The following is a 19,453-nucleotide window of genomic DNA, read 5'->3' as shown; positions in this document are numbered from 1 at the left end:
TGTCGCGCGAAGCGTTCGGGTCATGATGCGGGTAGGGCCTCTGACTCGAACCTCTGGCCAACCGACGTATGCGGTGAGCCGCTTCGCGAGGTGCGCACCGAACCGCAGGCCGAGGGTATCGGACCTGCGGTTCGGTGGGTTCTTCAGTAGAGCGTCAGCCGGTCACGATCGACGCGCCCAGGCGGGGCAGCGTCTTGCTGATGTCGGCGAAGAAGAACACCGACGAGCACCGGCGGTTGCCCCCAGTGGGAACGCCGTTGCAGGGTTTCTCCGCATGGAGGTCGATCGCGGTGAGCGTGCCCTTCGCGATCACCCGGCTCCAGTCCGGAACCAGGTCGAAGGCGGGCCCGCCACTGTCGCCATTGCCGACGGCCGCATGGTGGTCCACTTGGTGGGCCCGCACCTGGCCGTAGACCGTGTAGGGGATACCGATGGTTACGTTGATCTCGTCAACGACGTTGTTGCACGTCACACCGGAGTAGGAACCGGAGACACAGATATAGTTGCCGACCCAGTTCGCCGCCGCGTGGTCCACCGGCTTGGAGAACTCGTTCACACCGACGCCACCGTCGTAGATGCGCCCGGCCGAAGAGGTGTTGATCAGCAGCGTGTCCCACGGATCGTCGTCGTGCTCGATGTAACCCATGAAGTCGCCGCCACCGTCGTGCGCGGTTTGACCATTTTTGCCGCAGTGCCCCGCCGACAGCATTTTCGTCGTGCCGCCGTGCCAGACGGCGAACCCGGTGGAACAGCCACCGTCGGGGCTGCGCCACCGTGCGCCGCCCCAGTACGGGGGCGAGTCGTTCTCCCGGGAGGCGGCTGGGGCCGGTGCCGCGTCGGTCTGCTCGATCGGCACCGAACTGTTCAGCGTCTGAGCCCGAATCGACCGGTCAACGCCAACCGACAGGCCACTGCCGTCGGCCTTCGGCGCCACGGATTTCACACCGGCCTGTTTGATCAACCGCGCTGACTCCGCCGACAGTTCCTTCAGGCTGTACGCGGCGGGTAACACCTTCACCGGAACGGTCCGGTTCAGCTTCGCCACCAATGCGCTGACTTTGCCTTCGGTGGCACCCTTCCAGTAAACCCGCAGTTCACGATTTTCCGGTGCCGCGATGATCCCGGCGAAACCATCGCCGTTCGCCGCGGCGATCTGCTCCGCTGCCCTGTTCAGTTTCTGCTGCATCGCCAACAGGTCACCCCAGGCAGCGAAACCCCCGGGTACCGGGCCGTCATACCCGCTCTTGGGAACCGGCCCGATGCTCTTCGGCTCCGCCGCGGCGGCACCAGAGGTCAGCGAAACAGCAACCACGACCGCCCCCAGAACGGCGAGCAATCCGCGGTTGGATGTTCTTCGTCTCTTTTCCTTGATCTCCATTCGATCCTCTTCTCGAATCCGTCATTACCGACAAATTCGAGTGTTCCGCGATGATCTAGTAACGGCCTGCCCCGAAGGTCAGGTCATCGGGCGATTGGCCGACCGAACGTCGGACCGGCCGTGCGGGCGACCGCGGAAGAGGTGAGGTAGCGAATCAGCTGAGGTTGTCGCTCATGACAGCGCGGAGGAACGCGAGTCCCTGCTCGGTGGTCAGTGCGAGCACCGGACCGGTGGCGTTCTTCGAATCACGGACGCCGAACCCGGCCTCGGTGCGGGCTAACTCGACGCACGAACCGGTGTCGGCCGAACGGCTGGACTTGCGCCACACTGGCTGCTGGAGTCCGGAAGTCATCGAATTCCCTTCCTCATGCGGTCGATCAGCCGTTGGGACTCCTTGGGCGACTCGGCCAGGACTCGGAGGTGACTGACCACCTTCCGGTACTCCTGAAGCTCGCCTGGCTCTTCGAAGAACACGCCACGCACACGCGTCTCGACGTACACCAGGCCAGCATCGCCCGGAATCGGGAACGTCATCATGGTAAACGGGCCGTGCAGCGCCGAGTAGGGCACAACGTCGCGTGAGATGACCTGCAAATCGACGTTGGGCAGCTCCGCCAAGTCCAACAGGCGAGAGAGTTGGCCGCGCAGGACCTCAGGCCCTCCGACCGGAAGCAAAAGCACCTGCTGGGGCACGATCAGCCACAGCTGCGTCGGCAACTCCGCGACCAGCAATTCCTGGCGGCGCATGCGCAACCGAAGCCTGCGCCGCACTTCGGCTTCCGGAAAGCGTCGCGTGGTGCCACGCAGGATGGCTTCGGCGTACTCGGCAGTCTGGACCAGCCCGTGGAGCACGAGCGCGTCGTAGGACTCGATCTGGGTGGCTCCGGCTTCCAGGCCGATGTACAGGTTGAACTGCTCGGGGTCTGCCGCCGCGGCCTCGCTGGGTGTTCGTTTGCGGGCCAACGGCAGTATCGCGAGCAGTTCAGCGGTGTCCTCGGTCGCGCCGTACGACTCCAGAAGCCGGACCAGGTCTTCGTCCGGGGGCACGCTGCGCATCACTTCGAAGTGGTAGATCCGGTTCGCCGCGATGCCTGTCCGCCTGCTCACTTCCTTCTGCGTCATGCCGGTGTTCTCGCGGTGCTGGCGAAGTGCGATGGCGATGCGGCGGCGCAGAACGGCAACAGACGTCGACACGGGCATTGGGCGCTCCCTGAGATTCAGTACACGAACGTGTCGATGACTTGACGTGATTCCTACGGGTCAAGCCATACTGAGGGCGCGATTTTAATCGCTCACGAGCGCCTGTGAGTGCAGGCGCGCCGATCAAGGAGGCATCATGCTGCTGTTCGTGAACGCCGGGGTGACGGACGACGTGCCCATGAAGCTGTCCATGCACCCGCCGCGCGACCACATCGTCTCGATCCTGTTCGGCGAGGAACTGATCACGCTCGACTTCTTCGACGTGCAGAGCCTCGAACGGCTGCGCGACCTCGCCGCCGAGGGCGCACGGCGGCTGCACGGAGTCATCGAGGGCGCGATCGAACCCCAGCCGCCGTCGGCCGCCGTGTAACCGGGTACCGACATCCCGGGACGGCTGGCTCGTGTCGTGACACCTGACATCCGAACGGGTTGTTCACCCTCCTCTGAAACCACCAGGTCGGCGGCCATTCGGCGGTGTGAAAAGGGCCGTTCGTCCCATCAAGGGCTACCGTGTTCTGGTACAACACCTCAAACGGGTGAAACTCCGATGGAACCGCGGCCGGGCGGGGCGCGTCGGAGCGATCGCACGGGGCATTCGATTCGACTGGGGTGAAGGCCGTCATGCCCGATGGGTTTGGGACAGTTCCCGAGGAGCTACGCACCGCCGCCAACAAGATCGGTGACGTGGTCGGCAAAGTGGCCGGCGCCGTCTGGCAGCCACCGAGCGGCGACTACGGCCATCCTGGTGTCCAACAGGGATGGTCGGTGTTCATCGAGGACATGAAGAAGTACGTCGACGACCTCAAGACCAAGGCGGACGGTCACGGCGACAACCTGATCACCGCCGCCACCTCCTATTTGGAGCGGGAAACCGGGGTCGGGGACGTCCTCGGCAAGGTCGGCGACCTGTTCGACGGCGGTGGCACCAGCGAAGGCGGGCTCACCGGCGGCGCGATCGGCATCGCGCCGAGCATCTCCGGGCGGCTCGACCCCGGCAGTCACCAGGAATCAGCTCCGGGCGGCAACCCGGCCGGACCCGGACGGATGGTGTTCTGATGGCCGCCGAACTCGGACAGACGATGGATCCCCGCGCGCTCATCCCCGGGATGCCGGAGGCGATCTCGTCCGACCTGCAGGCGCTGGTCGAGACCGTCAAGCAGGTCGGATCCGTCGGCCAGGACCTCGGCTCGGTCGACGTGGTCGAGTGGACCGGCCAGGCCGCCAACAGCTTCCTCGAGATGTTCGGCCAGGAACCTCCCAAGTGGATGCAGGCGGTCGAGGACATGGGGCTCGGCGGCCAGGCGCTCGCCGACTTCGGCGACACGCTCACGTGGGCGCAGGGCGAGGCCCAGCGGGCGATCGAGATGTACACCGAGGCCATGGCCGCCTCCCGCGCCGCCGCCGCGGACGCGCTGACCGCCGCCGAGAACGGTGTGGTCACCCCGTTCACCGATCCGGCCGCGGCCGCGTTCCACAACGCGCAGACGGTCCTGCAGAACGCGCGTGAGCAGCTGGCGTCCGCCGGCGGCTCGATCGCGGAGATGTTCGGCATGCAGGACAACGGCGAAGGCAAGTACACCAAGCAGGTCGGCAACGAGCGTGGTTTCGGTGTCGACGGCCACAACCCCAACAAGCCCGGCTGGCACAAGGGGCCCGGCGGCAAGAGCTACAACCGCGAGTTCGGCAGCCAGAACCAGAGCGGCATGGGCGACGTCTTCGGCGGCCTCATGTCCGGCGCGCTCAAGCAGCTGGGCATCGACATCCCCGAAGGCGAGTGGAAGGCCCAGGCCGAGGCCAAGGTCTGGGGCGCGGAGGCCGAGGGCGAGTTCGACAACGGCACCTTCAACGGCAAGGGCAAGGCCAGTGTCGACGTGCTCGGCGCGGGCGCGGAGGCCCATGCCAAGTGGGGCCCCGACGGCCTGACCGCCGGTGCCAGCGCCGAGGCGTACCTGGCCAAGGCAGGCGCCGAGGGCACGGTCGGCTGGGGCGACCACGCCAGCGTGTCCGGCAAGGGTGAGGTGTTCGTCGGCGCCAACGCCGAGGCCGAGGCCAACATCGGCTGGGGCGGCGCGGACGTCAGCGCCGGTGCCTTCGCCGGTGCGAAGGCCGAAGGCGACATCGGCGCCGAGGTCGGTGGCGTCGGTGCCGGTGTGCACGGTGAGGCGTGGGCCGGTGCGGGCGCCGAGGCCTCCGCCCAGCTGGGTATGGGCAACGACGGGAAGTTCCACATCGGCGGGTCGGTCGGCCTCGGGCTCGGTGTCGGTGCGAAGGTCGGCTTCGACGTCTCCGTCGACCCGGGCAAGGTCGTCGATACGGTTGGCGACGTGGCCGGTGCTGTCGGCAACGGCATCAGCAGCGCGGGCAAGGCGATCGACGAGGGCGTCGGCAACGCCGCCAAGGGCGTCAAGAACTTCTTCGGACTGTAAAGCGGATGGAGATTCAACGGTATGGCAACGACGATTCCGGTACCGATCGAGTTCTCGCTGCCGGACGGCTGGCGGGCCGCCCCGCCTGACGAGGTCGGGTCGCCCAACGTCGCGTTCGTCGCGCTGAAACCACCGGCGGTCAACGGGTTCACGTCGAACATCACGATCTCCGGCGAGGTCAGGCCGGACGTACCCCTCGGCCAGATCGCGGACGAGGCGCTGGCCAAGCTGCAGACCGAGGTCGTGCAGATGAAGGTCGGCAACCGCAGCGAGCACGGCACGGCGGACAACCCCGGCCTGACGCAGGCGGTGCGGATGCTGATCGTGGCCAACGGCAGGCAGATGGACGTCGCCCAGCTGCAGGTGTACCTGGGCATGCAGGACGTGCGTAACCCGCAGCAGCAGGCGGTGCTGCACCTGGTGCTGACCGCGGACTCCGACGAGTTCGAGCGCGTGGTCAGCGACTTCCAGCAGTTCATCGAGACCGTGCGGCCGGACACCAAGGCACAGCAGAACAACGGAGGCTACTGATGACCGAGTGGCCACAGCGCCTGGCGCAACGGATCCAGGCGATCGACCAGGCGGCTGCGGACAACCGGATGCGTGCCGAGTCGTACAAGCAGATGACCGAGGAGCTGAAGGCCGTCGACGGGACCGCGTCGTCGCCCGACGGCATGGTCACGGTCGTCGCCGGTGCGGGTGGTTCGGTCAAGTCGATCTCGTTCGACGAGTCGTTCAAGACCGCGACGGCGGACCTGCTGGCCAAGACGGTGATGCACGCCATCGCCAGGGCGCAGGCAGACGCGGCACGGGCACAGGCCGAGGTGGTCCGGCGCGGGCTGGGCGGGTCGGAACTCCTCGACCGGGTGCTGTCCGAGGAGGAGCGGACGTTCGGTGACAAGCCGACGCCCGATCCCGGCGTGCAGGTGCTGCGGCAGGCACCCGCGTCGTCCCGGGCCGGGTACGACGACTACGAGGACGGATTCGACATCTACCAGGGGATGCGCCGTTGAGTGCGGCAGCGATCATCGCGATCGTGGTCGGCGGGCTCGTCATCGTCGGCGGCCTGCTGACCTGGATGATGATCTGGCTGCGCAAGGACTACAAGGAATCGGTCGAAGGCGTCCTCACCCGCCTCAACGAGGAAGCGCCCCGGCGTGGCTGGCGCTACGAGGAGCGCGAGGACGCCTACAACCAGGTGTTCGACGAGGTGCAGCAGTACGCCCCGCTGTCCGCGACGGTGATCGGCTACGACCGGCAGCCGAACGCGGTGCGGGCACACGAGGTGGTCACCGGTCAGCACCGCGGCAGGCCGTTCCTGTCCGCGCGGTTCCACATCAAGGATCCACCGGACAGCAACGGCCCGGGAAGCATGCACGACGAGCATGCGATCTGGGTGCGGACCCCGGCGCCGCGACCGACGTTGGACGTGCGGTCGGTGCCGAGGCTGCAGAGCAGCATCGGCTCCGCGATCGGCGCGGGCGACCTGAAGATCGGGCACGCGGAGTTCGACGCCCGCTACCAGGTCACCGCGGAGAACGACCAGTTCGCGCGGGACGTGCTGTCGCCGGGGCTGATCGACTTCCTGCTCACCGACTCCCGGACGTTCCAGGGTTTCTGGATCCGCGGGCAGCAACTGGAGGTGGTCGGCGACATCGTCCCCGACCACCGCGATCCTGGTCCGCTGTCCGCCGCGCTGGACCTGCGCTGCGACATCCTCGACCGGATCCCGCAGCAGGTCTGGACGTAACAGCAGGCCGCCCCGCCCCGTTCTGAGTGCAACCAATGTGGCCTTCGTTGCGTTTTTGGCTACGAAGGCCACATTGGTTGCACAAGCCAGGAGTCGGGGTGCTCTGGACACGCGGGGTTCGGGCTCCCGGGTTTTGGCCACGAATGGCGTAATACTGCGTCGGTGCTTGTCACTCCAACCGGCCTGGTGATCTCTCCTGGGGATCTTGTCGACCTGCTGGAGTGCGAGCACCGCAGCGTTCTCGATCATGCGCTTGCCATGGGTGTCGAGGGTGCGCCGCAGCCGCAGGATCCGCAGAACCTGCTGGTCGCCAAGCACGGCATCGCGCACGAGCAGGCGACGCTCGAGCGGCTCGAGGCGCGGTTCGAGGTTGTGAAGATCGATCTGCCCGCCCCTCGGCCTGAGGCGCTGGCGGCGGCCGCCGAGCAGACCCGGAAGGCCATCGAGTCCGGCGCTCCGGTGATCTACCAGGCGGTTTTCTACGACGGCTCGTTCTACGGCCGTGCGGACTTCCTGATCCAGGACGCGAACGGCGATTACGAGGCGCACGACACGAAACTCACCCGGCACGCCAAGCCGTCGGCCGTGCTGCAGTTGACCACGTACGCCGCCGCGTTGCGGGACGCCGGGTATCCGGCGGGCCCGCAGATGCACCTGGTTCTGGGTGACGGGTCGACGCATTCCTATCGTGTCAACGATTTCCTGCCGCTGGTGTTGGATCTCCGCGCCCGGTTGGCGGAACGGCTGGCCAAGCCCGCGCGGTTGCCCGTCCAGGTCTGGGCGGACGAGCGGGCAGCGTGCGCGACGTGCAAGTTCGGTACGCACTGCGCGTCCGGGAGGGAAGGCGACCGGGACTTGTCACTGGTCGCCAACATCCGGGCCGACCAGCGCCGGAAGCTGGTCGCCGCAGGCATGTCGACCATCGACGACCTGGCCAACGCGACCGCGATGGACCGGCCGTCGACCATGTCGGCCGCCACGTTCCACGGCCTACGCTCCCAGGCCGCGATCCAGGTCATCCAGGACGACTCCCGCACGCCGGACGACCCTGTCGGCAAGGTGGCCTACGAGGTGCTGTCCGCCGAGGTGCTCGCCACGTTGCCGCAGCCGAGTGCCGGTGACGTGTTCTTCGACATGGAGGGCGATCCGTTCGCCTTGGCGGGCCAGGGTTTGGAGTACCTGTTCGGCGCGGTCACCGTCACCGATGACGGCACGGAGGAGTTCCGGCCGTTCTGGGCACACACCCGAGCGCAGGAGAAGCGTGCGTTCGAGGACTTCGTGGACTTCGCGTTGGAGCGCACGACCAAGCACCCGGGGTCGCACGTCTACCACTACGCGCCCTATGAGGTGAACGCGCTCAAGCGCTTGGCGGCGTTGCACGGCACCCGTGAGGAAGCCGTGGACACACTGCTGCGGGTGGGCGCGTTGGTGGACCTGTACGCGGTGGTGCGCAAAGGACTTCGGGTCTCGCAGCGGTCGTACTCGATCAAGTACCTGGAACCGCTGTACATGCCGGACAAGCGAGATGGTGACGTGGTCAACGCCGTGTCCAGCATCGAGGCGTACGAGGAGTACCTGACGCTGCTCGCCGCCGACGACGTCCCCGAGGCGGAGGCCGTTCTCGACGGGATCAAGGACTACAACGAGTACGACTGCGTGTCCACGCACCGGCTGTACCGGTTCCTGTTGCAGGTTCGCACCGAGGCGGGGATCGAACCGCACCAGCCGGACGAGTCCGAACTGGATGTCCTGATCAACGAGACCGCGGAGGCCGAGGCCGCGCAGCGCCGCGCCGAACGCGCGGCCCGGATCGCCGCCGTGGTCGACCCGCTGCTCGCCGACCTGCCCGAGGATCCCGCGCAGGCAACGGAAGACGAGCTGGCACGGGCGCTGCTGGCGGCCGCGGTCGGCTACCACCGGCGGGAGACCAACCCGGCGTGGTGGGATTTCTTCCGCCAGGTCGGCGCGCCGCTGTCCGACCTCGAGTCGGACACCGCGTGCACCGTCCCGGTTTCCCTGCGCTCCGAGGACTGGACCGCGCCCCAAGGCCGGGTGCGCAACGCCAAACGCGTCCTGCACGCCCGGTGCGATCCCGACCGGCCGCACCCGTTCGACACGAACGAACAGGTCCGCCTGCTGTACCGGGGCACGCCGGTCAACTGGACCCGCAACGCGAAGGTCGTCGAGGCGACCGCCGACACGCTCACCCTGGAGGAGAGCGCGAAGCCGGACGAGACCTCCGACGACGTCCCGATCGCGGTGCTGCCCGGCGACCCGGTGAAGCCGCAGCCCAAGGACGAGGCGGTGTACTCGCTGGCCGAGGGCGTGGTCGGGCTGCTGCCGATGCTGCCCGCGCACCCAGGTCTCGACCTGCTGCGCAGGCTGCCGCCGCAGACCATCCGCGGTGACCTGCCCCAAGGTGACGACCTGGTCGCCACGGTGATCCGCGCGGTGGACGCGCTGGACGGCTCGACGCTGGCCGTGCAGGGACCACCGGGCGCCGGGAAGACCTACCTGGCCGGGCGGTTGATCGCGCACCTGATCGGCAAGGGCAAGTCCGTCGGGGTCACGTCCAACAGCCACAAGGCCGTGGAGAACGTGCTCAGCTCCGCGCTGGCCGCGGGACGGGATCTCGGTGTGGCGATCCCGTGCGCGAAACGCGCGAAGGGCGGGAAACCCGACAAGGACTGCCAGTGGGACCAGCCCAAGGACAACACCTCCTTGGTGCGCTGGCGGTCCGACCAGGGCGGCGGGCACCTGGTCGGCGGCACAGCGTGGACGTTCGCCAACGCCGCCGTCCGCGAAGAACGCTTCGACGTGCTGATCATCGACGAGGCCGGTCAGTTCGCCCTGGCCGACGCGCTCGCGGTGTCGACGTGCACCCGCAACCTGGTGCTGCTCGGGGACCCGCAGCAGTTGCCGCAGGTCGTGCAGGGCACGCACCCGGCGGGTGCGGACGCGTCCGCGTTGGGGCACCTGCTGGGCGAGGCGGACGTGATCCCGCCGAACCTCGGCTACTTCATGGACCAGACCCGACGCATGCACCCCGGCGTCTGCGACCCCGTGTCCCGGCTGTCGTACGCGGGCCTGCTGCACGCGCACGAGACCGCCTCCGGCAGGCACGTCGACGGCGTCGAGCCCGGCCTGTACACGCACTACGTCGAGCACAACCACAACATCACGAGCTCACCGGAGGAAGCCGACGCCGTCGTGGCCGCGGTCCGGGCGCTGGTCGGCCGCACGTGGGTGGACGGGTCGGCCGAGCGGCCGCTGACCGACGCGGACATCCTCGTTGTGGCGCCGTACAACCTTCAGGTCAGGGTCGTGCGCCGGGCGCTGGCGGAGGCCGGGTTCGAGCAGACGCGGGTCGGCACGGTCGACAAGTTCCAGGGCCAGGAAGCGCCGGTGGTCCTCGTCACAATGACGTCGTCCGCCGCGGTGGACCTGCCGCGGGGGCTGGACTTCCTGCTGTCGCGCAACCGCTTGAACGTGGCGCTGTCGCGTGCCCAGGCCGTGGCCGTGTTGATCTGTTCGCCGCGACTGGTGCAGGCCGACATCCGGGACGTCGACCAGATGCGCCTGGTGTCCGGAATGATCGGTTTGCAGCGTGGCGCCCGCCACTGGAACCCCTGACGCTTTCTTTGGTGGCTCTCCGTGGCGGCTAAGATGGGGGTCACCGTCCTGAGAAAGGCGTCATAGCTCCATGACCAGCGATTTCGACGCTGCGCCGGCCAAGTTCACCACACTTGGGCTCACCTTCGACGACGTTCTGCTACTGCCCGCCGAATCCGACGTTGTGCCGAGCGGTGTCGACACGTCGACCCAGGTCTCGCGCAACATCCGACTGCGTGTCCCGCTGCTGTCCGCGGCGATGGACACCGTGACCGAGGCACGGATGGCGATCGCCATGGCCCGCCAGGGCGGCATCGGCATCCTGCAGCGCAACCTGTCCATCGAAGACCAGGCCAGGCAGGCCGAAACGGTGAAACGCTCCGAGGCGGGCATGGTCACGGACCCGGTGACGTGCTCCCCGGACGCGACGCTGGCGGAGGTGGACGCGATGTGCGCCCGCTACCGGATCTCGGGCCTGCCGGTCACCGACGACAACGGCAAGCTGATCGGCATCATCACCAACCGCGACATGCGCTTCGAGGTGGACCACACCCGCCCGGTGCGCGAGGTGATGACCCAGGGCCCACTGGTCACCGCGCAGGTCGGCGTCTCCGCCGAGGTCGCGTTGGGTCTGCTGCGCCGCCACAAGGTCGAGAAGCTGCCGATCGTGGACGCGGACGGCAAGCTGCACGGCCTGATCACCGTGAAGGACTTCGTCAAGACCGAGCAGTACCCGCTGTCGACGAAAGACCCGGACGGCAGGCTGCTGTGCGGCGCCGCGGTCGGTGTCGGCGAGGACGGCATCCAGCGCGCGATGGCGCTGGCGGACGCGGGCGTCGACGTGATCATGGTCGACACCGCGCACGGCCACCAGCGCAACGTGACCGAGACGGTGGCGCGCCTGAAGAAGGAACTCGGCGACTCCGTGGACATCGTCGGCGGCAACGTCGCCACCCGCGCGGGTGCCCAGGCCCTGGTCGACGCGGGTGCGGACGGCGTGAAGGTCGGCGTCGGCCCCGGTTCGATCTGCACCACGCGCGTGGTCGCTGGCGTGGGCGTTCCGCAGATCACCGCGATCTACGAGGCCTCGCTGGCCTGCCGCCCGGCGGGTGTGCCGGTGATCGGTGACGGCGGCATCCAGTACTCCGGTGACATCGCCAAAGCCATCGCCGCGGGCGCCAGCTCGGTGATGATCGGCAGCCTGCTCGCCGGGACCGCCGAGTCCCCTGGTGAGCTTGTCCTGGTCAACGGCCAGCAGTACAAGACCTACCGGGGCATGGGGTCGCTCGGTGCGCTGCAGGCACGTGGCGAGGGCAAGTCGTACTCCAAGGACCGCTACTCCCAGGACGACGTGCTGTCCGAGGACAAGCTGGTGCCGGAGGGCATCGAGGGCCGCACGCCGTACCGCGGGCCGTTGAAGAACGTCGTGCACCAGCTCGTCGGCGGTTTGCGCGCCGCGATGGGCTACACCGGGTCGCACAGCGTCGCCGAACTGCAGGACGCGCAGCTCATCCGGATCACCGCCGCGGGTCTGAAGGAAAGCCACCCGCACGACGTCACGATGACCGTCGAGGCGCCCAACTACAGCGCTCGCTGAGTGCCCCGGGTGCCGACGAGGTAGTTCTCGATCTCGTCGGCGCCCCGGGCCGCTCCGCCGCTGTTCCCGATCACGTCCCGGATCCAGCCGAGGTCCTTGGTCCTCACCCGGTCGACCGCCGCTTTCAGGCTGTCACCCGGGAGCACGCGTTCCCCCAACTCCAGCTGGACAACGCGGTCGGCGTTCGCCGCCTGCTCGGGCGTCAGCGGGAACGCGACGATCGGCACGCCGTACGCCAGTGCCTCCATCGTGGAGTTCATGCCGGTGTGGCTGATGAACACGTCCGCCTGGCGCAGCACGGCCACTTGCGGAAACCTCGGCCGGATCTCGATGTTCGACGGCACCGGGCCCAGGTCCGCCGGATTGGTTTCGCCGATGGTCATCGCCACCTGCCATTCGGTGTCACCGAACTCGTTGAGACAAGTGGTGTAGAAATCTACATCGTTCAGGACAGATCCTAGAGATATGTACAGCAGTGGTCGACTCGGTACAGGTGGCGTCCACTGCTCGTGCCGCGCTCGGTCGCCCAGCATCGGCCCGATGAACCGGAAGTCCTCGCCGAAGCTGTCACCCTCGGGCTGGAACTCGCGGGGCAGGAACACCAGGTTCAGCCGCTCGGCCGCGTCGAGTGTGCCGTCGAAGTCAAGCGGTACACCGTGTTGTCTTGAGAACGCGGCACATTCCGCTTCCAGCGCTCCGCGGGCATCAGGCGTCAGCATGGCGGTCATGGTGCGGTGCAACGGGAATGCTTCGTTGGCGGCGAAGTTCGGGATCGTTCTGACGGCTGGGATGCCGAGTTTCCCGGCGACCAGGCGGGCGGGCCAGTTCGTCGAGTCGTAGACGATCACGTCCGGCCGGGACCGCGTGCAGTGGTCGAGCAGTACGGGGTAGGTCGCGCTCATCGCTTTCAGGAAGTGCTTGAACCACCCGGCCATCACGTCGTCGTCTTCCGGGACGTACGGCGACATCAGCGGCAGTTCGACCCAGTTCTCTTCCGCGCCAACGGGTTTCTCACACGCGTAGTCGACTTGGTTGCCGCGTCGGACGAGCTCGGCCACGAGGGGCAGGGTGGGTGCGATGTGGCCTTGGCCGGTCAGGACGACGAAAAGCATCCGCATCGGCCGATTCTAGGACCGATGTTCAACTGTTTTCGCCGTCGACAGGTTCAACCGTTCACGGTGCCTGTGGCCGCTGTTACCTGGTAGAACAACCACATGCCGGACTTCGGGGGAATGCTCTCGCGGTTGGCCGCCCAGCGAGGGCTGGACGCGCGAGCGTTGGCGCGGGCCGTTGACCTGCCGAACACGGAGTTGACGGCAGTGTTCGGCGGGCGGCAACCGTCCGCGTCACTGCTGCGTCAGCTCGCACCGGCGTTCGGGTTGCACACGTCGGCGGATGTCCGCCCAGGTGGTGAGCGGGAGTACGACAGGTGGTTCCAGCCGGGCTTCGGCGCCGTGCTGATGCGGTTGTTCGGCAACCGGAACATGCCCGCGATTCAGGCGGTCAAGGCGCTGTTCATGCTGGCGTCGTTCGGCCCGTGGTCGCCATCGACGCTGAACCTGGTGGGCCACGGCCGCAAGGACGTGTCCGCCGAACTGGTTGCGGCGTCCGTCCTCGTACTCGGCATTCCGGCATGTGACCTGGCAGCCATGGCCGACGTGCGGCTCGACGAGCAGGCAGGGCCCCCGGAGTACGCGATATCCGACGCCAGCGCGCTGATCTGGGAAGCGCGCTGCATAGCCGGTGCACAGATGGCGCAGTTGAATGAACTGTCGCATGTCCTCTACCACCACTGCAGTGAATTCCTGCATCCACTCAAGGCGTGCAGTTGTTCTTTGCTCCGCGAGCCGCTGACATCGGGTGCCGAAGATGAGTCTGACCCGGAGCACGCGGCCGGATGATCGCTGACAGCCCTTGGCGGTCGGCGATGGAAGCCGGTGCGCGTGCAGCCGATTGCTACAGCGAATACCGGGCAGGTTCCCACGCCGATGCTGATCCACGTGTGCGCTACCGGCGCACCGGAAGCGGGGGTGTGCCCGCCGGGGAGCGCATGTCGCGCACCATCACCCGGCGGGGCACCCGCCGTTCACTTCACGCTGCCTGGCCGGGGCCGGTCCACGTCGATCTGCTCCTTGCGGACCTTGTCGCGGACCTGCTGCTGCTCGGTCACTTCCTCGGTGCGCATGCGGACCTGCTCGACCGGCACGGACTCCTTGCCGATCACGGGCTTGTCGGCGTGCAGGACGACTTCCTGCTCCTCTTCGCCGATCTCGGTCTTGCCCGCGTTGCGAGGGTCGATCGGTTCGCGCTCGATGCGCACCTCCTCGTGCGAAACCGGCACGGTGACCTGCTGCTCCTCGGTCACCACGTGCTTGCGCAGCCGGACGCGGCCGGTTTCCACGCGCTGGGTGCCGACCTTCAACTGCTCCTCGGAGCGGGTCATCACCTGATCGTCCGCGCGGCCCCGCTGGTCGCCCTTGGCCCTCGCCCGCATCTCGTCCTGGCCCCGGCCCTGGGTCTGCCGGTCCTGGGGCATCCGGCCCTGCTGGCCCCGGCCTGGTTCACCGGCGCGCTGCACGGGAATCCCGTAGTAGTCGTACAGGTTCATGCTCTCCTGCGCGGAAAGCCTGCCGTCCGCGTCGATCCGGGGTGCTTCCTTGATCTTGTCCTTGCCCCAGTTGACGTGCAGGCCGTCGGTCGCGGTCTGCGCGCCCGCCAGCGGCACGAAACTCTCCTTGTGCCCGAACAGGCCGGTGTGGACCGTCACCCATTCCGGCTGCTGTGACTCCTCGCTCAGGTACACCGTCGCCACTTTGCCGACGCGATCTCCTCGCGTGTCGTACACCTCAGCGCCCACGAGCTCCTGCGGTCGCATGGCTTCACCTTCCGTGTCTATAAAGGACAACGTACGGAAGTCCACAGTCCACCGTGTGCAAGGCACCCGCAAACCGAACGCCCGGCGACCACGGTCCGACGTGGGCGAATCAACCACGCACAGCGAGACCGGGACTGCCTGAGCGGGTGGTTTACGCCGAGCTTCGGCGGGTATCTGGGCACTACCACCCAGGGGGTCGCCCGGGTCCTCTTGTGAGTGACACCAGACCCGGACGCGGGTTCTTTCGGGGAATCATCCCGCCGCGAGCAAACTCACCCCTCGCGAGGACAGTTTGTGCACGGCTGAGCCGTTCGACCGGTGTGTGATGACCAGACCGGCGTCACGAAGCACTGTAGCGTGCTGGGAGGCTCCCGCCACCGATATCCCGATCGTCCTGGCCAGCTGCGAGGTGTTGACTCTCGGTGCCTCGGCGATCGCGCGCAGGACCGACGCCCGTGTCCGGCCGAGCAACGCGCTCAGCGACTCCGGCCGTGGCGCGCAGTGTTGCCCCTTGATCGGTTCACACCACCCCAGCTCCCGTTCGACCGGGTAGACGAGGATCTGCTCGCGATCCGGGTCGGCGAGGGCGATCGGCCTGCGCCAGCAGAAGAACGACGGCACCATCACCAGTCCTCGCCCGTCGAGGTGGATGTCGCGGTCGATCGGGTAGTCCACCTCCAGCACGGGCGCGCGCCATTTCATCGTCGGGTGCAGCATCGTCAGCATCGCCTCGATCCCGCAGTCCGTGGCCAGCGATGCGCGCTTGTCACGGTCCGCGCGGACGTGGGCACGGATCGTCTGCCAGTGCGGCCTCAGCGCGTCTTCGTGGTAACGGCTGACGCTGCTCGCCAGTTGGCGCATGGCTTCGGTGTCGCCGTCGGCGATGCCGACCACCCAGCTCGGCGGGGCCACCTCGGTCGCCAGTCGTTCGATGTCGGCCCGCAGTACCGACTTCCCGGTGCCGAGCAGGGCTTCCAGTGCGGTGTCCAGGTCCGCCGTGTCCACTGTGGGCGTGAGGAAGTCCGGCGAGTAGCCCTTGGGGCGCGCGAGGGCGGCCAGGATCGTCGCCGACGGGCGGACCGACGCGCGTGCCTGCCGCCGCCACGCGTCGAACACCAGGGAGCCGTCGCTGGTCTGCAGCATGTGGATGCTCAGCAGGACTTCCCATAACGGATGCGGTTCGGCGCGGACCCTGATCCTGACCAGATCCTCCGCCGTGAAGTGGATGCGCAGCACTCGTCCCCCAGCAACACGAGTCGGTACGCCGGTTCCCCCCGTGCACCGGCACAGCGAACGATAGCCAGCGGCAGGCCGCGCGGATATCCACTGGGCGACAAGTTCGCTGTCGTCCAGTGGACAGCGGCCCAGCGGACAGCGACACCGTGGACATCGTCCCATGATCGCCTCTTCCGGCGCATCCGGCTTCACGCTGACCTGAAACCACGCGACCAGTTGACTCATATACCCCCTACCCGTATGTTCGCCACATACCATCACCCGGTATGGAGGAGCCGAGGCCGATGCCCGAAGACCGCCACTTCACCAGGGACGGCGCCAGAATCGCCTACCAGTACACCGGCAGCGGTCGGCCGCTCGGCTACGCCCACGGCGTCTTCCTCAGCCGGGACGCGGTGCGGCGCATGGGGTTGTTCGATTTCGACACGTTGTCAGCCGGTCGCTCCCTGCTCACGTTCGACCAGCGCGGCCACGGGCAGTCGACCGGCCGCCCGGTCGACGCCGACTACGGCTTCGCCAACGTCGGACTCGACCTGCTCGGCGTGCTCGACGACGCGGGCGTGGCCGAGCCGATCGACTTCACCGGCTCGTCGTGGGGCGCCGCGGCCGCGCTGCACGCGGCCGTCATCGCGCCGGAGCGGTTCGGCAGTCTGGTGCTGATCATTCCGCCCGTCGCCTGGGAGGACGGACCGGTCCAGGCGCGGCAGTGGTACACCGACACCGCCGACGAGGTCGACCGACTCGGCGGAGCGGCGTGGCGTGCGAAGTGGGCGGCCGCCGACCCGTTGCCGATCTTCGCCGACTACCCCAAGTTCGACCTGACCCCGCAGGTCCCCGACGAACTGCTGCCCGCTGTGCTGCGCGGGATCGGCCAGTCCGATCTGCCGCCGCAGGATCTCGTTGCCCGCCTTCGGCTACCGACGCTGATCATGACGTGGGAGACCGACCCGCTGCACCCGCCCGCCACCGCCCAGCGACTGCACGACCTGATCCCGGGCTCGCGGCTGCACATCGCTGCGTCCGTCGCGGACGTCCGGACGTGGACCGCCAAGACCGCGGAGTTCCTTCGGGGGACTCAGGCGGACTGAAGCTCGTCGAGCCACATCCGCAGGGCGACACGGGACTCCCGCAGCGTGCGGGCGTGGTCGCCGAGGCCGCTGTGGGAGTGGCCCCGGCGCTGCGCGTCCGGGCTCCAGTGCTTGGAGAACGCGAGCCTGATGCAGCTCTCGACGGTGACCGCGTGCCAGAGCAGCAGTTCGGCGACCCGTTGCTGCAACGAGCCCTCAGGGCACCCCAGGTCCATGGCCTCCAGGTGCAGCCGGGCGTACTCGCTGACGATCCGGCCACCCCGGCGGGCGACGTCGGCGGGCGGCGCGCCGGGTCTGCAGCACTCGGCGATGGTCTCCTCGGCATTGGGCTGCGCCCGGACTCCCTGGTCGACCAAGGTGATCAGGACCGCCAGTGTCCGCGCGAGATCGCGCTCCGGCCCGGCGGCCTTCGCCTTGCGCCACATCCCCATGGCTCCTCCACCACCGACGCTGGTGCATGGAACGGATCGGCCAAGACTAGCGGTTCGGCTTGACCATGACGCAGCGTCAAGGTTTTTACTGTGGTCATGCGCATCGGGGAACTCGCCGACCTGGTCGGACTGTCGACCCGGGCCATCCGGCACTACCACCACCGCGGTCTGCTCCCCGAGCCCGAGCGGCGCGCGAACGGCTACCGCGAGTACGGGCTGCGTGACGTGATCGTGCTCGCCCGGATCCGCAGGCTGACCGAACTGGGACTGAGCCTGGACGAGGTGCGGGACACGCTCGCCGACGACCGTGGCCTGGACCTGCGGGAGATGCTCACCGCGCTGGACGCCGACCTGGCTCGCCAGGAAGCCGCCATCCGCGCCCGCCGGACCCGGCTGGCGGCCGTGCTCGAACAGGTCGGCCGACATGAGGACGCCACGATCTCACCGGAAGTGGCCGATCTGCTCGGCGAACTGCCCACCGCCACCGGGTCGATCGGCGCACTGGAGCGTGAACTGTTCACGCTGCTGGACATGACGCCGGACAGCGAGCAGATCGTCTCCACGTTGCGTGCCCACGTGACCGACCCGGCGACGCTCGCCCTCGGCCAGGACCTGGCGCGACAGCTGGAAGAGCTCGCCGAGGCCGCCGTCGACGACCCGCGTATCGCCCCGCTCGCGACCAGGGTCGCCCAGAGCATCCCGCCCGGGATTGTCCCGTCGGAGGTCGACCTGGACCACCCGTTCAGCGCCGCCGTGCTGGAGTCGCTGGCACCCGCGCAGGCCGAGGTGTTCCGTCGGGCGATGCGGCAGGTGGGCCCGTGAAGCGACTCCTGACCAGCCAATGGCGCGGCCTGACCAGCCTGTGGTTGTGGGTCCGGCGTCGCCGCGCCGGTGTCGGACCGTCGGACACCGCCATCGGTTACGCCCGCGACCAGGTGCCGACGTTGTCGGTCCTGACCGGAGCGCTCGCGCTGGAGTCGTTCGTGGTCGGCCTGCTGGTGCCGTGGTGGTGGGTCCACGTGCTCGACGTGCTGACCCTGCTCCAGGTGTTGGGGATCGCGGCGGTCATGGTGACCAGGCCGCATTGTCTGACGAGCGACACGCTGGTGCTGCGGGAAGGCTCGATGTTCGAGGTGCGGGTTCCGCTCGCGTCGATCGCGTCCGCCAGGGTGCACCGCAAAGACCACAATGGACCGACGATCGAATTCGACGACGACACGCTCAGCATCGTGATCGGCAACCAGACCGACGTGACAGTCGTGCTCTCTGACCCGTTGTCCGTCAAGGACAGCCAGGTGTCGGCGATCCGGTTCCGCGCCGACGACCCACGCGAGGCCGTGCGGGCGATCAACGACGCGTCACGCGAGCTGGCGACGAATGTCCATTAGGTGGTGGCGCACCTCGTGCAAGGTGTGCACGGCAACCCACCGCACTGCCCGCTTCACCGGCGAGGGCGCATTGTAAATCAGCGTCCGCTGCCAGCCCGTCTCTTCGAGACGGTCGAGCACCGTCGCGAACAGCAGCGCGGAGTCCGTGATCTGCCGGGCGACGGCTGCGGGCTCCTGCTCGTTGTAGCCCTCCTGTTCGACCCGCTCGTCCCGGCCCATCGGCTCGCAGTCGGGCGTGTCCAACCGTTGCGCGAGCAAAACGCGTTCCCGTTGCACCAGCAGGACATCGCGCACGTGACTCGAGTACTCCAGCGGCGACCAGACACCGCTGCCCGGCCTGCGGCGCACGTCCGCCCCGCTTCGCAGGATCACCGCGAAGTCGTCGGCGCCCGCGCGGATCGCCCTGGCCGCCGCTGGAGACTCGTTCAGGTCATAGGTGAAGCCACACTCCGGGCAGTGGTCCATGGCTCCA

Annotated in this window: 20 protein-coding genes; 12 read left to right on the top strand and 8 right to left on the bottom strand. The window is 68.0% G+C overall.

Features of this window, described 5'->3' with window-relative positions:
- Positions 1 to 154: 154 nt before the first annotated feature.
- The 3 genes from ALI144C_RS50845 to ALI144C_RS50835 all read right to left on the bottom strand — a co-directional run bounded on the left by ALI144C_RS50845 (position 155) and on the right by ALI144C_RS50835 (position 2,578).
- A complete protein-coding gene (locus ALI144C_RS50845; RefSeq protein WP_168211547.1) occupies positions 155 to 1,312 on the bottom strand; it encodes a hypothetical protein in 1,158 nt (385 codons plus the stop codon).
- 220 nt (positions 1,313 to 1,532) lie between these two features.
- Positions 1,533 to 1,730 carry a DUF397 domain-containing protein gene (locus ALI144C_RS50840; protein ID WP_076994462.1) on the bottom strand — a complete coding sequence of 66 codons (198 nt, stop codon included), beginning with the start codon at positions 1,728 to 1,730 and terminating at the stop codon, positions 1,533 to 1,535.
- The gene (locus ALI144C_RS50835; protein ID WP_076994461.1) at positions 1,727 to 2,578 is read right to left on the bottom strand and encodes a helix-turn-helix domain-containing protein; all 852 of its coding nucleotides are present in this window, start codon (positions 2,576 to 2,578) and stop codon (positions 1,727 to 1,729) included. Before ALI144C_RS50835 ends, ALI144C_RS50840 begins: the two co-directional genes overlap by 4 nt.
- Positions 2,579 to 2,714: 136 nt before the next feature.
- On the opposite strand from ALI144C_RS50835, the gene ALI144C_RS50830 reads away from it, so the two are divergent.
- From ALI144C_RS50830 to guaB, 8 genes are all read left to right on the top strand, one after another.
- Positions 2,715 to 2,948, top strand: coding sequence for a hypothetical protein (locus ALI144C_RS50830; protein WP_076994460.1), 234 nt, complete (start codon positions 2,715 to 2,717; stop codon positions 2,946 to 2,948).
- Positions 2,949 to 3,199: 251 nt separating this feature from the next.
- Positions 3,200 to 3,634, top strand: a complete 435-nt coding sequence (locus ALI144C_RS50825; protein WP_076994459.1) for a hypothetical protein — start codon at positions 3,200 to 3,202, stop codon at positions 3,632 to 3,634.
- Entirely contained in the window at positions 3,634 to 5,004 is a 1,371-nt protein-coding gene (locus tag ALI144C_RS50820) for a putative T7SS-secreted protein (protein ID WP_076994458.1), read from the top strand. Before ALI144C_RS50825 ends, ALI144C_RS50820 begins: the two co-directional genes overlap by 1 nt.
- A 21-nt stretch (positions 5,005 to 5,025) precedes the next feature.
- Positions 5,026 to 5,535, top strand: a complete 510-nt coding sequence (locus ALI144C_RS50815; RefSeq protein WP_076994457.1) for a hypothetical protein — start codon at positions 5,026 to 5,028, stop codon at positions 5,533 to 5,535.
- A complete protein-coding gene (locus ALI144C_RS50810) occupies positions 5,535 to 6,017 on the top strand; it encodes a YbaB/EbfC family nucleoid-associated protein (protein WP_076994456.1) in 483 nt (160 codons plus the stop codon). Before ALI144C_RS50815 ends, ALI144C_RS50810 begins: the two co-directional genes overlap by 1 nt.
- A complete protein-coding gene (locus ALI144C_RS50805; protein WP_076994455.1) occupies positions 6,014 to 6,754 on the top strand; it encodes a hypothetical protein in 741 nt (246 codons plus the stop codon). The genes ALI144C_RS50810 and ALI144C_RS50805 overlap by 4 nt, the downstream gene beginning before the upstream one ends.
- A gap of 186 nt (positions 6,755 to 6,940) precedes the next feature.
- Positions 6,941 to 10,387, top strand: a complete 3,447-nt coding sequence (locus tag ALI144C_RS50800) for a TM0106 family RecB-like putative nuclease (protein WP_076994887.1) — start codon at positions 6,941 to 6,943, stop codon at positions 10,385 to 10,387.
- Positions 10,388 to 10,457: 70 nt separating this feature from the next.
- A complete protein-coding gene (gene guaB / locus ALI144C_RS50795; RefSeq protein ID WP_076994454.1) occupies positions 10,458 to 11,963 on the top strand; it encodes an IMP dehydrogenase in 1,506 nt (501 codons plus the stop codon).
- On the opposite strand, the gene ALI144C_RS50790 is transcribed toward guaB, so the two are convergent.
- A complete protein-coding gene (locus ALI144C_RS50790) occupies positions 11,948 to 13,081 on the bottom strand; it encodes a macrolide family glycosyltransferase (RefSeq protein ID WP_076994453.1) in 1,134 nt (377 codons plus the stop codon). The genes guaB and ALI144C_RS50790 overlap by 16 nt on opposite strands.
- 96 nt (positions 13,082 to 13,177) lie before the next feature.
- On the opposite strand from ALI144C_RS50790, the gene ALI144C_RS50785 reads away from it, so the two are divergent.
- On the top strand, positions 13,178 to 13,864 hold the full coding sequence (locus ALI144C_RS50785) for a helix-turn-helix transcriptional regulator (RefSeq protein WP_076994452.1): 687 nt from the start codon (positions 13,178 to 13,180) through the stop codon (positions 13,862 to 13,864).
- A 185-nt stretch (positions 13,865 to 14,049) separates the two neighbouring features.
- On the opposite strand, the gene ALI144C_RS50780 is transcribed toward ALI144C_RS50785, so the two are convergent.
- Positions 14,050 to 14,838, bottom strand: coding sequence for a DUF2382 domain-containing protein (locus tag ALI144C_RS50780; protein WP_076994451.1), 789 nt, complete (start codon positions 14,836 to 14,838; stop codon positions 14,050 to 14,052).
- 252 nt (positions 14,839 to 15,090) lie between these two features.
- Complete coding sequence (locus ALI144C_RS50775) at positions 15,091 to 16,074, bottom strand: ArsR/SmtB family transcription factor (RefSeq protein ID WP_076994450.1); 984 nt, start codon at positions 16,072 to 16,074, stop codon at positions 15,091 to 15,093.
- A 266-nt stretch (positions 16,075 to 16,340) separates the two neighbouring features.
- Between ALI144C_RS50775 and ALI144C_RS50770 the strand changes: the two genes are divergently transcribed.
- Entirely contained in the window at positions 16,341 to 17,162 is an 822-nt protein-coding gene (locus tag ALI144C_RS50770) for an alpha/beta fold hydrolase (protein WP_202819235.1), read from the top strand.
- On the opposite strand, the gene ALI144C_RS50765 is transcribed toward ALI144C_RS50770, so the two are convergent.
- Positions 17,150 to 17,593, bottom strand: a complete 444-nt coding sequence (locus ALI144C_RS50765; protein WP_076994448.1) for a hypothetical protein — start codon at positions 17,591 to 17,593, stop codon at positions 17,150 to 17,152. The genes ALI144C_RS50770 and ALI144C_RS50765 overlap by 13 nt on opposite strands.
- 96 nt (positions 17,594 to 17,689) lie before the next feature.
- Between ALI144C_RS50765 and ALI144C_RS50760 the strand changes: the two genes are divergently transcribed.
- Both ALI144C_RS50760 and ALI144C_RS50755 read left to right on the top strand, forming a co-directional pair.
- Positions 17,690 to 18,415 (top strand): MerR family transcriptional regulator, encoded by a 726-nt coding sequence (locus tag ALI144C_RS50760; protein ID WP_076994886.1) that lies wholly within the window; start codon positions 17,690 to 17,692, stop codon positions 18,413 to 18,415.
- The gene (locus tag ALI144C_RS50755; RefSeq protein WP_076994447.1) at positions 18,412 to 18,981 is read left to right on the top strand and encodes a hypothetical protein; all 570 of its coding nucleotides are present in this window, start codon (positions 18,412 to 18,414) and stop codon (positions 18,979 to 18,981) included. Before ALI144C_RS50760 ends, ALI144C_RS50755 begins: the two co-directional genes overlap by 4 nt.
- Here the strand turns inward: ALI144C_RS50755 and ALI144C_RS50750 are convergent.
- Positions 18,952 to 19,446, bottom strand: a complete 495-nt coding sequence (locus ALI144C_RS50750; RefSeq protein WP_083754092.1) for a DinB family protein — start codon at positions 19,444 to 19,446, stop codon at positions 18,952 to 18,954. The two genes, ALI144C_RS50755 and ALI144C_RS50750, sit on opposite strands and share 30 nt — an antisense overlap.
- Positions 19,447 to 19,453 lie beyond the last annotated feature (7 nt).

This window comes from Actinosynnema sp. ALI-1.44, assembly GCF_001984155.1.
GTDB lineage: Bacteria > Actinomycetota > Actinomycetes > Mycobacteriales > Pseudonocardiaceae > Kibdelosporangium.
Note: the sequence above shows the minus strand (reverse complement) of the source record. Positions and strands in the feature narration are given on the sequence as shown.

Excerpts from the sequence above, each read along its gene's own strand:
- ALI144C_RS50840 (WP_076994462.1), bottom strand. The coding sequence starts at position 1,730 with ATGACTTCCGGACTCCAGCAGCCAGTGTGGCGCAAGTCCAGCCGTTCG.
- ALI144C_RS50835 (WP_076994461.1), bottom strand. The coding sequence starts at position 2,578 with ATGCCCGTGTCGACGTCTGTTGCCGTTCTGCGCCGCCGCATCGCCATC.
- ALI144C_RS50830 (WP_076994460.1), top strand. The coding sequence starts at position 2,715 with ATGCTGCTGTTCGTGAACGCCGGGGTGACGGACGACGTGCCCATGAAG.
- ALI144C_RS50825 (WP_076994459.1), top strand. The coding sequence starts at position 3,200 with ATGCCCGATGGGTTTGGGACAGTTCCCGAGGAGCTACGCACCGCCGCC.
- ALI144C_RS50820 (WP_076994458.1), top strand. The coding sequence starts at position 3,634 with ATGGCCGCCGAACTCGGACAGACGATGGATCCCCGCGCGCTCATCCCC.
- ALI144C_RS50815 (WP_076994457.1), top strand. The coding sequence starts at position 5,026 with ATGGCAACGACGATTCCGGTACCGATCGAGTTCTCGCTGCCGGACGGC.
- ALI144C_RS50810 (WP_076994456.1), top strand. The coding sequence starts at position 5,535 with ATGACCGAGTGGCCACAGCGCCTGGCGCAACGGATCCAGGCGATCGAC.
- guaB (WP_076994454.1), top strand. The coding sequence starts at position 10,458 with ATGACCAGCGATTTCGACGCTGCGCCGGCCAAGTTCACCACACTTGGG.
- ALI144C_RS50790 (WP_076994453.1), bottom strand. The coding sequence starts at position 13,081 with ATGCGGATGCTTTTCGTCGTCCTGACCGGCCAAGGCCACATCGCACCC.
- ALI144C_RS50785 (WP_076994452.1), top strand. The coding sequence starts at position 13,178 with ATGCCGGACTTCGGGGGAATGCTCTCGCGGTTGGCCGCCCAGCGAGGG.
- ALI144C_RS50780 (WP_076994451.1), bottom strand. The coding sequence starts at position 14,838 with ATGCGACCGCAGGAGCTCGTGGGCGCTGAGGTGTACGACACGCGAGGA.
- ALI144C_RS50770 (WP_202819235.1), top strand. The coding sequence starts at position 16,341 with ATGGAGGAGCCGAGGCCGATGCCCGAAGACCGCCACTTCACCAGGGAC.
- ALI144C_RS50765 (WP_076994448.1), bottom strand. The coding sequence starts at position 17,593 with ATGGGGATGTGGCGCAAGGCGAAGGCCGCCGGGCCGGAGCGCGATCTC.
- ALI144C_RS50760 (WP_076994886.1), top strand. The coding sequence starts at position 17,690 with ATGCGCATCGGGGAACTCGCCGACCTGGTCGGACTGTCGACCCGGGCC.
- ALI144C_RS50750 (WP_083754092.1), bottom strand. The coding sequence starts at position 19,446 with ATGGACCACTGCCCGGAGTGTGGCTTCACCTATGACCTGAACGAGTCT.